This window comes from Phycisphaerae bacterium, from assembly GCA_019636475.1.
Taxonomy (GTDB): Bacteria; Planctomycetota; Phycisphaerae; order UBA1845; family UTPLA1; genus JADJRI01.
The window spans coordinates 1-12,534 of the sequence record JAHBXN010000002.1; the positions used below are offsets into that span (position 1 = coordinate 1).

Consider the following 12,534-nt stretch of genomic DNA (forward strand, 5'->3'; position numbering starts at 1 on the left):
GCTGGGTGTCCACTAACAGTGGGGAAGCTCAGAGCAGCGTCTTGACGCTCACGCGTCAGTTTAGATTGTCGCCGCCCGGCGTCCGGGTCGGCACGCGGGATTATAAGCGAGCGGCGCGGTTGTGAAGATGCCGTGAATTCTTCTGCGGAGGGCTCGCCGTCGGAGGCGTAGGTGGATACGCTTTGTCCAGCAGATCAATCGACCTGCCTCCGATTGAACAACCATCGAAAGGAGGACACGATGAATCTTGCGGCACTTCTCGCCATCGCTTCCTGTCTATTTGCCTGTCCTCCGAACGACGCCGGGACCATCGTTGTCGTTGACGGCAACTTGAAACTGATCGAATTCAACGTGCCAGGCAGCGTCGATTATCGACTGACGTATGACACGTCGCGGCTCGCATTGTTCTTCGACGCGGGTGCGACGCAGCCCGCGCCGCCCAACACGACCTTTCAATCGCCTCCGGCTGCCATCGAGCATGGCGACATGAACCTTGACGGCACGGTGGACGGCGGCGATATGCAGATATTCGTCGATGTGATGTTGGGTAACAACACGAATCCCATCCTGATCGCCCAGGCGGATTTCGACGAGAACGGCATCCTCAATTCCAACGACACGTCGCTATTCGTCACGGCGTTGCTCTCCGGCATTAGCGCTACCAGCACCGTGACACTGTTCGCGCAAGGGCTTTCGGCGAGCGCCGCCCTTTGCGATACGCCGGTCGATATTCTCACCGACGAGGACATGAACGGCACCTTCGTACTCGCGGGAACCGTCGAGATAACGGTTGTTAATCTGGCGGCGAGTCCAATCATGGGGCCACTTGGCACGGCGGTAACCCTAACCATAAACCCTGCGATTTCACCGCTTGTCTTCGACACGGCGACGACAGCATCCTGGACCGGTGTTTACGACCCAGTTGTTGGTCCAACCTCAACTTCATTTACAGTTCAATATTCAACCTCGGAGTTTCGAGAATCGTCATCGTCCAGTGCCACCGTCATCGTGGGCGATGGAACCAGTCCGCCGCCCGTACCCGTTGGCGGCGTATCTCCCGGGACCCTGTTGGGAACACTCACGATCAATCTGCAAGGGCTTGAGGTCGCTAAGCCCTTCAATTTTCAGGTGCCCAGTTCCGCGGTAGATTGGTTTGGTCTCGTTTATCCGGAGGATTCAGCCGGATTCCTCCCTGACCCGCCATCGCTAGCGAATTCGGCGCTCAACGAGTTGCCGATTTATGAAATTCCCGCGGAAGGAACGACCCCGGAAAACCTGAGCGCCGCCTATTTCTTTCACACGATCTGTGTATTCAGGATCGCGGAGAATGCGACCACGCTTGCGGAATCGCCTGCTACCATAACGGTAGACATCGTTACGCTGGACGCGAGCGGCAATGAGGTTGATCGGGTTTCCGATGTCGTGTTGACCAAGAATGCGAGCGACGGCGATCCGCAGCATATCACCTATCAGTCCGATTTCTCACGACCCTTCGTGTTTGTCGAGGGCACGATTGATCCGATGGAGTTTCCGGATCAAATCGTTATTGTCGCGGAAGAAGACGGGACCGCCATCGCGGTGGAGGCAACGCCATGACCAGATGCCGCGCGCTGAATCGCACGTTGCTGTTCGCCTTCACGCTGGCACTCGTCACAGGATGCAAAGACCAGCCGCCCAAGCCGACTAAGAAGCCGCCGGGGCCAATCCAGATCAATCTTCGCGTCGCAATGCTGGTTGAGACGGGTGCAGATCTTAATAATCCTCCGGCCAGTACCGGCGGGACTCGGCTTACGCGCGATCAAGTCTTGCAGCTTGTGCTCGAACTCGTCCAATTCGGAAACAACGCCGCGCCAGGATTGAAATTCAACTGGGACCAAAACATCGAGGCGTTGGAATCCGATTGCATGGACGTTCTACCTCCGCCGTTCCAGCCGTGTTTTTCTCAGTGCAGCCTGACAGGAGTGCCGAATAACAATCCCCGGCAGATCAACCTGAACTGGTTCATCGCGAATATCGTGAATCAAGGCCCTGGCGGTGGCGGCGGACTCGTCAATGGTGACAACTACATCAACGATACTTGCACGATAAACATTTATTTCACTGGCAACGTGGTTGACAATCAGAATCAACTCTTGGCAGGGGCGACGATACCACCGAACCAGATGGGCATTCCGGATTTTGTCTTTATCAATGATCTTGCCCTGACGAGCTGCACGAACCCGACCGATCCGAACCAGATTCGGGATCGCAAGACGGTTCTTCATGAAGCTGTCTGTCACTGGTTGCAACGGTTGGGGGACGCCGCCCACCCGGCCCCAACTCCTGCAAACCCATGCCCGCAAAACCTCTGTATCGGAGGCGACATTCTTCTCTCTGGCCCCTGCCAGGGCGTCTATAATGGAAAGAGACCGGCACAGGTGCCAACCGCTGTGCAACAGCAGATACTCAACCTAAATCAGGGGCGCCCACCGCCATGACAACCGAAACAATCCATCCACGGTTCCGAGTCTGTCTCGCTCTTCTTCTTGCAGCGGCGACCATGTCCCAACCTCAAACTGCGCTTGGCGACGAGCGTCCGGACCCAAAGGCGGACCTAGCCAGCATTAATTCAAGCTTGGACCGCGTGAAGTCGGGCACGGATAGCATTGCCGTGCTCGACGGATTGCAGGCTATCGCTTCACGCGACGGAGGTGACCCCTCAGTAGGGGTCATCGCCCTTCGGGCTATTGTTCATCTCGCTAAGGACGATGCGCTGATGCAGGATTATCTTCTGCGCGTGATCCGAACCGCCGCGAATGACACGGTCGTCAATGAAGCCTGCGTTCTGATTGTCTATGTTGCGGACCTGGAAGGCCGGAAGGCGCTTCTTCATGAAATCACTGACGCATGGAAAGCCGAGCGACTGCATCCGGCGATGGAGTCCTTGGCGACTCTCGGTGATCAGGCGTTCGCCGAGTGGATAGATCGCACCGTCAAGACATTGAAAGAGGATGATCCGCGAGCTCGATTCTTGAAGACGCTTGCCGAGAAGATTCAGCTTCAAAAGCCGCCAGCCAAGCTGGTCGCATACCTGAAAACGGGCGAGAAGACAATTGATCGCGCGTGGGTTATTCGTCAAGCCACTCGGCATGGAATACCGCGAACCGAAATCCGATCCGCAGTGCTGACAGCTATCGAAGCCGAGAACAAGCAGGACGCGCTCAAGTCCAATCTCGACCTTCTCATGGCATGCGAAGAATGCGGTGTGTTCACCGCTGATGACGCGTCAAAGATTCCTGTGGTCAATGATGCCAAGGGTTTTCGGGAGTTGATGACACATGAGGGTCCGTCTCCGACTTGGGCTACGCTGCCGCAGACGCTCAGAGCAAGATTTTATCGGATAGATGCGTCAATGGTTCGTAATTGAAGGGTCAGGTTAACCGTGACGTGTACGGTGCGTTTTGATGTTCTTCTGATATTCCCTTGCATCCTTTTGAATGCCAGCGCCTTCGCTGATTCGCCGACACTCGGCGACGCTCTGAAAACGCTACACAGCCCGAAGGCGGACAACCGCCTGTCCGCCGTATATGTCGAGGCAATCGGCGTCGTCGGGAAACAGGCAAAGTCTGGCGACGCCGAGGCATTCAACAGTTTGCTCGGATGCGTCAAAGCGGAGGAACTGGCGTCACCTGTGCGCGCCGAAGCGCTGCGCGTCGCAATCAGCCTTGCCGACGAAAAACAGTTCGCCACACTTTCGGCCGCTATGGCAGGCATCGCCAAGGGAATTCCAAGCCCGGGAACCGATAGCATTGCCAAGCCTGAATACTATGCTGGTTCCTCTTTGCTTGGGATCTTTCTTGACGCGTTGCCGCGTGCCACTTCGGAGCCGGCAGCGTTGCTCGCCTCACTTCGGGATTGGGCGATTGCGGACGTTACTCGCTGGGAGTTCGGTTGGGTGTATGATAAGGCAGTGACAGCCATTGCCGCCGCAACAGCGAGCGAATCCGACCGGCGAAGACACCTGATCGATATCATCGAAGCAGCTCCGAAGTATCAACCGCTTCCAGACAACGCGGTAATGTTGCTGGCCGACGCCACTAGCCGTGATGTTCTTCGCGGGCTGATTACGAAGCACGCGAAGCACCAATTCAATTTCGCGGCGGCGTCGGTGCTTGCACATCTTGGCGACGCGACCATTGTTGATGCGATCAACACTCAACGGCAGAAAGAGCCCGCCGGATTCTCGCAAGGCGTCCTCGACTTCTACCTACGGCAGATCGAGGTTCAGAATCCGCCCGCCAAGCTGTTGGAGTTCATCGGCTCGGCCGATCATCCGTCAGTCCAGGCGACGACGTGGGCACTTGAGCGGGCGTCACAACTCGGACTCGACAAGGCAGCGATCCGCGCAGCATTGGTTAGCCATTGCAAGCAGTACAATGACCCGTCGGACAAGGCTTGGATGACGAAGCGTCCGCAAGTGGTTGCTGTCGCGACGGGAACAGGCATCCTTTCCCAGGATGACCGTGCTATTCCACCCGCCAATCCAGTACCACCGTCGCCGTACGGTCAGTTCTCGCAAGCGGACAAGCACTGACCCTGATTCGACGGAATTATCTCAATCAAATTCTCCACCGCCGCCGTTCTGGTTTCCAAACAAGCTACCATCGCGAAGATGCATAGCGGCGTCAAGTTCGTATCATCCTACGTGCGAGCGCACTGGCCACGATCCGTCAATTTCCGGACCTCTCGGAAAATCGAAGCGGACGTAGCGAGCGGCTCCGTCGCGTTTCCGCGCCATGTTCGATAACCCCCAGCCTTCTGCAGACCGATGAAGCGCTGGAGGTCTGCCGATGTGGCCCTGCCGTGGCATTGCCGAACACGCATACTGTCCGCGACTGTTCTATTACATGACGGTCGAGGGCGTCTTTCTACCCAGCGCCGACACTGAGCAAGGCGCAGGCGTGCATCGCCGTGTCGATTCTCCGAGCGAAGCGCCACCATCGCCGCGCAAGTCCGAGGCCAAGCGGAGCAACGGGCGCAACAAGACAGAAAAACTGGAGGAGACAGAAAACGACCCCGACCGCCCACGAGCAGTGCGAAGTCTCGCGCTTACCAGCGAAAAACTCGGTCTGACAGGCACGCTTGATCTTACGGAGATAGAAGGTGCAAGAGCCGTTCCGGTCGAATATCGGAAGGGTCGCGCACGCCGCAACGGCCACGGCCAGAGCGAACCGGTTGATGATATGCTGGAGGAACCGCGCTTGTTGCCAGGTCCCGAGCCGTGGCCGGCGGACCGCATCCAACTTGGGCTACAGGTCTTATTGCTTGAGGAGGCTGGGTATTCGGTTCCCGAAGCCTTTCTCTATTACGCCGCAGAAAAACTGCGGCTGCGAGTGCCGGTCGATGATAAGCTGCGGGAGAATGCGCTCGCCGAACTCGAATCTGCGAAGCGAACCGCCGAAGGCCAACGACCGCCGCCTCTCGTCAACGATCCGCGCTGTCCGCGATGCTCGCTCCAACCGATTTGCCTGCCTGACGAAATCAACCATCAGAAATTGACCGCATTGACTGTCGAAGGCCAGCCAATCGATGAACAAATCACACCACGACGACTTTGGCCGCCGCGTGATGATGGCATCCACGTCGTGCTTCAACGCGAAGGCGTGCGAGTCGGCGTTCGTGGACAATCGGTTCGCGTCACGGACAAAGACGGCGAAGTCGTGCGCGAGTTCCCGCTTGCGAATGTCGAATCGCTCGCGGTGCTCGGCGGAGTCCAACTTTCGACGCAAGCGCTCACCGTTTTCGCCGAGCAGGAAGTTCCCGTCGCGTTTCTCTCATCAGCAGGAAGACTTGCGGCCATCATGGACCCGCTCGGGCCGACAAGCGCCGCCGTGCGCGCGGCACAGGTCCGCGCGTTGGACCGGCCAGAAAAGGCGCTCGAACTAGCCCGTGCTGTTACCATTGCAAAAATCTCGAATCAACGAACCCTTCTCATGCGCAATCACGTTGGTTTGTCCGCACGGGTCGCTTCCGATTTGCAGGAGGCGCTGACCGCGGCGCAACGAGCACTGACGATTGATGAACTTCGCGGTCACGAAGGCAATGCTGCCGCAATCTACTTCCGGCACTTTGCGGGAATGTTCAAGCAGGGTCTCGTTGAAATCGCCAACCGGTTCGACGTAAACGGGCGGCAACGCCGTCCACCGCCTGATCCGATCAATGCTGTATTGTCGTTTGCATACTCCATGCTCACGAATGAATGCGCGGCGGCATGTCGTTTGGCCAGTCTTGAGCCGACGCTGGGGGCATTGCACTCGACGCGGCCGGGTAGACCAGCCCTTGCCCTTGACCTCCTTGAGCCGTTCCGTCCTATCGTGGCCGACTCGGTCGCGGTTTCCGCCTTCAACCGTGGAGAGCTAACCGAAGGTCATTTCATGAACGCAGCGTCCGGCTGCGCCCTAACGGACGCCGGTCGCAAGGCGTTCTTTTCTGCTTACGGGCGACGCATGGATACCGAAGTGTCACATCCCGTATTCGAGTACCGGCTTTCGTACCGCCGCATGTTGATGCTTCATGCCCGACTGATCGCGGCATGGATGCTCGGCGAGATGCCGTCGCTTTCGTTCCTGACGACGCGGTAGCGTTGATGAGCTGTTCGGAGATATCGACATGCGACGATGCTATCTCGTCTGCTACGACATACGCGAGCCAAAGCGGCTTCGCCGAACGCACAAGACGATGAAAGCCTACGGCGAGGCATGGCAGTATTCGGTTTTCTATTGCACGCTCAAAGACATCGACCGCGTCCGCATGGAGAACGCCCTCCGCGAGGTCGTGAACCTCCGAGAAGATCAAATCCTGATCGTGGACCTGGGCAGCAACGAAGAAGCCGCCCGCGAATCGGCCATCGTCCTTGGCCAATCGCTGCCTGAACAAGATAGTGGCATGGTCGTGATCTAGCGGGTTTTTGATATCATGATTACATGGCCAAGAAACCAAAGACGACAACCCGGTCATACACCCTCGGGCTGTTGTCCCCGTCGGACGCGAGCGACTGGCTGCCGCTCTGGAACCGGCTCTTCCAGACCCATCACGCCGTCTGCCGCGGGGCTCGTGAGTATGGCGAGTTCTACCTGAATCTTCGCGGCGGGCTTGCCGCGTCGCTTGCCGACTGCGCAGACGAACCGGACGCGGAGCGTCGCCGCCTATTACAGCGCGGAGCGCGGCGGATGCTCTCGCTGGGATGGCTATCCGTCGAGAGCGCGCGCGGCGCGGAAAACCACCCGCATCGCGTCCGCGAACGGGTTTGCGAAGCGTGCGGCGGTTTTCCTCAGCCCAGTTGCGAGCGAGGTCACCCGGACAAGATTGGGGAACTCAAGTCCGGCCAGTCGCTGCTGAGGGAGTTGGCGCAGCGGCTGCTTCTGGAAATCCTCTCGACACACAAAGGTGTCCGCGATGAGACCGAGATCGCCGAGTGGAGCGACGACTGCGTACTGGCACTGACCGCGCGCATCCGCCCTGATGCTGTCATCGTCAACCGCGCTGCGGCGTTCGCGGAGTGGCAGCAGAGCGTCGGCGAGTCCGGCGCGGAGATGCCCGAGCAGGCCCGCCGCATCTTGTTCGCGATGTGCGGCGACGGCTTCGCGTCGCTGACGCTCCCTGAGGAGGAGGCTGTCAAACAGGAAGCCGAGCAGGCAGAGACGGACCCGTCGGGCGAGGATGATTCTGAGGACGAGGATGCAAAGAAGTCCAAGTCTGAAACCGAAGAGGCAGTCGAGCCAAGCAACGCTTCTCGCGGAGTCTATTGCGACCTCTTCGGTGGCGATCCAGGTCCGAAGATCAAGCGAGAAGGAGAGAAGATTCGCTTTGCCGCGATGCTCCATGAGTTCTTGTCGCCATTTGCCACGGCAAATCAGGTCTGCGTGTTCCTTGACCGGACCAATCTCTCGCTTGGCGAGATGCCACGACGCTGCGATCCTGCGCGTCCACTCTCGGACCAACTCCGAGAGTGGCGAACGCTCCGCGGCTGGGATCGGAAAAATGCTGATCTGCTTCCACGTGAAGCAAGCCCGGACAACAAGAAGAACAAGATTGCGGTGCCTTACCGGAAGCTCTTGGTAGCCGCCGGACTCTGGCCAAAGTCGAATGACGAAGGCGGTGCAACCACACCTCAGCATGAAAAGGCTGGCAATCGCGTTCAGAAGAAGCTGAAGGAAGTGGCGATTACAACAGGCGAATCGCCTAGCATTCTTGGACTCGTCAACGGGATACTAAACGCATGCGCCAAACGAGCAACCGCTGAAGATTTGCGAGTGTTCAAGCCTGAGTGGGCCAAGGGCATCCAGGATAGCTTTGAGCGCGCGGCACGAGTAGGGACTATCAAGGGAGCGCCCGAGTTTCGTTACTTGATGTTTGCCCTGGCCGCGCGCCGGATCAGTCAAACGCAGACATGGACGAAACGCAACGAGGCCGAGCGGCACAAGGCCGCCGTCAAGGAAGACGCGGCGAAGAAGGCGCTAGAAGGGCTTGATCCCACCGAGGCGGCGCGGAAGTGGTTTGCCGCATACGAAGAGAAGCGGGGCGAAGAATCGGAAGCGTTGTCCGATTTTCAGATCACCCGGCGGATGATCGGCGAGTGCGACGCGGTTTTCAAAGCATGGCGAGGAACTGAAACCGCCGACGAGCGGGAGAAGGCAACCGCTTCGGTCCAGTCCAAAGTCGAGAAGTTCGGCGATGCCCGGTTCTATGCCGATCTGTCCGAAGACCCTGCCGCGGCAGTCATCTGGCAACATGAGCAAGGCCCGGAACTCCTCAAGCAGTGGATCAAACTGCGGCAAGCCCAGCACGACCAGCGGCGTTTCAAGATCCCCCGCTTCTGCCACCCCGATCCATTTCATCATCCGACGTGGTGCGAGTTCGGCGGCTCGTCGAAGCCCAAGGTGTGGTACGCGTGGAAACCGGACAGCAGGCCGCAGAGCCCGGAGCCTGGTGGTGACGCCGATGGCTCGCGTCGCCTGTGGATGCTGCTCCCCGACTTTGCTGTGCGGCAGGCGAAGCCGGTACCGATGCGGTGGCGCAGCAAGCGACTCTCCCAAGACCTTGGCGGCGTTCGCGAGCACGTTGAAGTTCCGATCACTCGCGCCGATCGTCTGAGCGTTGCCGCGGCAAAGCTGCCGTTGCTAGATGCAAACAGGGACCCCATCCGCTATCGTCCCGCGCACCCCTTCACCAAGGACGCCAAAGGCTGGAATGCTCGCTTGCAGCTCGACCGCGACACGCTGGAACGCCTTGAGAGGCACTGGGATGAAGAGCAACGTACATGGCGGGATGATGGCAAGGCCCTTCGGCAGGCTCGATGGTTCGTCACGTTTGCTCCATCGCTCGCGGCGTCCGATGGACCCGGCCGCAGCATCCACCCAAAACTCGGCTGGAAAGCAAGCCCACACTCCGAACTGAACAAGAAGCAGAAACGCGAAGGCCACGCCAAGCTCATCCTCTCCCGCCTCCCCGGCCTGCGGGTGCTCTCGGTGGACCTCGGCCACCGCTACGCCGCGGCGTGCGCGGTGTGGGAGACACCGGACGCCGCGACGTTCGACATCCGGAAGGTCATCGCCGACACCAAGGCCAAAGGATGGAAAGTGGACGGCTCGGCGGAAGGCCTGTTCGTTCATATCCACGAGCCGACGGACAAGATCGCCAAGAACGGCCGCAACAAAGACAAGCCTGTCATCGAGACGACCATTTACCGCCGCGTCGGCGAGGACTTCCTGCGCGACCCGAAGACCGGCACGCCGACGACGACACCGCACCCCGCCCCGTGGGCGCGGCTCGATCGCCAGTTCCTCATCAAGCTCCAGGGCGAGGAGAAACCGGCGCGGGAGGCGTCGAACGCGGAACTGTGGCTCGTCCACCAGATCGAACGCGACATGGGGCTGGCAACGCCGCTGATCGATCGGCTTGTCCAGAACGGATGGGGACTCAAGGGCGACGAGTCGACGGGAGAGCGGCAGCCGTTGCGGATCGCCGCGCTGCGCGCGCTCGGTTGGGTTCCACAACCTGCGAGCCGGGCGGTTCTCAACGGCGGGCCGTCGGGCGGCATGCGCCGACCGTCGCTGCGCGTGGATGAACTCATGTCGGAGACGGTCCGCAATACCCGTCTCGCGCTGTACAACCACGGCGATGCCGCGAAGATCGCCTTCGGCCTGACGAGCGAGTACAAGCCTCTTCCGGGAGATCGGAAATACTGGTTCAACAAGAGCCAAGACAACGACAGCGAACCGGCAAAGGACGCGGAGAAGAAGGCACGCGAGCGAGCGGAAAGGCACACACAGCATCTGCAGGACATGCTTGTGCTTTGGCACGATCTGGCGGTCTCCACGAAGTGGCGGAATGATGATGCGCTCGCGTGGTGGAATGACGAGCACGCCGGCATCCTGCCGCTTCTCAAGCAGGCTTCGTTCACGCCACCGCCGCTAAGCACCGAAGATCAGAAGGACAAGAAGAAGGCGGCCAGCCATGAGGCCAAGGCCAAGCGATGGAAGGAACTCTGGGAGCAACTGCAAGACGGGCCGCTGAAACGGCGAACTGAACAGGCGGAAGAGGATGCGGATCGCGCCGAGCGCAAGGCCGATCGCGAGGCCATCCGATCTCTGCTCGCCCCTGTCGCAGAAACGCTTCGAGACAATCCTGCATTGCGGCAGGCATTCAGCGCGAAATGGGTCGAACGATGGAAGGTGTCTGACGGCGCGCACGCGCTGGTACCGAAAGTGGAAAAGGGCCAGAGGGGGCCGTCAGAGGCGAAAAAGACTGCCGCGGCAACGGGCTGGCACGCCCGCCTTCGGGCTCTCACGGACTGGATCATGGGCCGGCGTCTGCCGGGCGAGAACTCCAGGTTGTGGAGCCGCAACGTCGGCGGCCTCTCGCTCACGCGCATCGCCACCATGCGGTCGCTCTACCAGTTGCACAAGGCGTTCGCCATGCGTTCTACGCACGACAATCCACGTGGAGCGCCGGAGAAGGGTGAGAGCAACATCGGCGTCGCCCAGGGCATCCTCGTCGCGATGGAACGGATGCGCGAGCAGCGCGTGAAGCAACTCGCCAGCCGGATCGCGGCCTCCGCCCTTGGCCTCGGCGGACATTGGAAGCAGGTCGAGCGCCGTGATCACAAGGGAAATACTCTACTCGACGAAAATGGCAAGCCGCGGATGAAGCGCGTTTGGGTCGAGGAGCCGAACGCGAAATATTCGCCCTGCCACGCAGTCGTTATCGAGAATCTCCGCAATTACCGCTTCGTTGAAACCCAGCCTCGTCGTGAGAACAAGGCGCTCATGAGTTGGTCCGCCGGAAAGGTCCGCAAGTATCTCGAAGAGGCCTGCCAACTCCACGGCCTGCATCTACGCGAAGTAATGCCCAACTACACCAGCCGCCAGTGCAGCCGTACCGCACTCCCCGGCGCGCGCTGTGTGGACGTACCCGTTGATTTAGAAACAGGTGAGCCAAAAGCGTATTGGTGGAAGAAATCGCTCAACGCTGCCAAGAAGAAGACCGACGACGGCAATCACAAAGAGAAAAGGGGTGATGCCGAATCTCGTTTCATCACCGATCTCGCCGAGTACCTCGCCAAACTCAAAGGACCGAAAAAGCCGCTGCCCAAAACGGTTCGCGTGCCGCGTAAAGGCGGTGACATTTTCGTCGCCGCGCCGCCGTGGCCCTGCGGCGGCGAAGGCCATCAACCTTGCCCGCTGTGTGACATGAAGCGCGCCTCTCAAGCCGACCTGAACGCGGCAGCCAACATCGGCCTGCGCGCCTTGTTCGACCCGGATTTCATCGGCAGGTGGTGGTACGTTCCTGCATGTATGGAAGATGGTTGGCGGGTGCCTGCTTCGAGGAGTTGCACAGGCGCTGCCTGCCTCGATGGCTGGAAGGTAGCGCCGAAGGACGGCTATTACAGCGCAGACGCGCCGCCTCTCGCGGTGGCTGATGACGAAACCGTCAAGAAAGCTCAAGAGGCCGTAGATACGGCGAAGCGAGATTTGGACGCTGCGAAAATGGCAGCAAGGAAAAGGGGCGCGGATCAATCGCCCCTCAAGGCCGCAGTGGAGCATCACAAGAAAGCAAAGAACTCGTTGAAAGATGCCAATACGGCTGCATCACAGAAGAAAATCATGAATATCTGGCAGGACTCCGCGGCCAAACGAATGTCAGCAGCCGACGGCCGATGGTATGAAACAACCGCTTATTGGAACATTGTCCGGTCCCGCGTCATCGATCTTCTCCGAGCCGCCAACGGACTCGCCCCAGTTCCATCAGGTTGTTGACGCCTACGCCGCTTGTTATCATCAAGGCAATGCCCATGGGGCAGGAAAACTCCGAGAACGTGTCTTCCCCTTCGATGCGGCTTGGCACTCGGCATCAATCAAGCTCGCGTTGGCGCTTTCTGATTTACGTCAGCCGAGCGAGGCTCTTTGACAAGTCGGTTGACGCGGCCCGTCGCCGCAGCCCCGCGAGAGCGACGGTGGTGCGTAGGGGTACAGGGTACGCTCGCGGCACCGCAAC

General features: G+C 59.5%; 7 protein-coding genes. All 7 read left to right on the plus strand.

The window, feature by feature from the left end; translation table 11 throughout:
• The first annotated feature begins 240 nt into the window (after positions 1-240).
• The 7 genes from KF841_03195 to cas12b all read left to right on the plus strand — a co-directional run bounded on the left by KF841_03195 (position 241) and on the right by cas12b (position 12,296).
• Entirely contained in the window at positions 241-1,596 is a 1,356-nt protein-coding gene (locus KF841_03195; protein ID MBX3394353.1) for a hypothetical protein, read from the plus strand.
• The gene (locus KF841_03200) at positions 1,593-2,477 is read left to right on the plus strand and encodes a hypothetical protein (GenBank protein ID MBX3394354.1); all 885 of its coding nucleotides are present in this window, start codon (positions 1,593-1,595) and stop codon (positions 2,475-2,477) included. Before KF841_03195 ends, KF841_03200 begins: the two co-directional genes overlap by 4 nt.
• A gap of 62 nt (positions 2,478-2,539) precedes the next feature.
• Complete coding sequence (locus KF841_03205; GenBank protein MBX3394355.1) at positions 2,540-3,406, plus strand: hypothetical protein; 867 nt, start codon at positions 2,540-2,542, stop codon at positions 3,404-3,406.
• Between the two features lie 27 nt (positions 3,407-3,433).
• Positions 3,434-4,573, plus strand: coding sequence for a hypothetical protein (locus KF841_03210; GenBank protein ID MBX3394356.1), 1,140 nt, complete (start codon positions 3,434-3,436; stop codon positions 4,571-4,573).
• A gap of 256 nt (positions 4,574-4,829) precedes the next feature.
• Positions 4,830-6,620: a CRISPR-associated endonuclease Cas1 gene (cas1, locus tag KF841_03215; protein ID MBX3394357.1), complete on the plus strand. Its 1,791-nt coding sequence runs from the start codon at positions 4,830-4,832 to the stop codon at positions 6,618-6,620.
• A 28-nt stretch (positions 6,621-6,648) separates the two neighbouring features.
• The gene (gene cas2, locus KF841_03220) at positions 6,649-6,939 is read left to right on the plus strand and encodes a CRISPR-associated endonuclease Cas2 (protein MBX3394358.1); all 291 of its coding nucleotides are present in this window, start codon (positions 6,649-6,651) and stop codon (positions 6,937-6,939) included.
• A 23-nt stretch (positions 6,940-6,962) separates the two neighbouring features.
• The gene (gene cas12b / locus KF841_03225; protein ID MBX3394359.1) at positions 6,963-12,296 is read left to right on the plus strand and encodes a type V CRISPR-associated protein Cas12b; all 5,334 of its coding nucleotides are present in this window, start codon (positions 6,963-6,965) and stop codon (positions 12,294-12,296) included.
• Positions 12,297-12,534 lie beyond the last annotated feature (238 nt).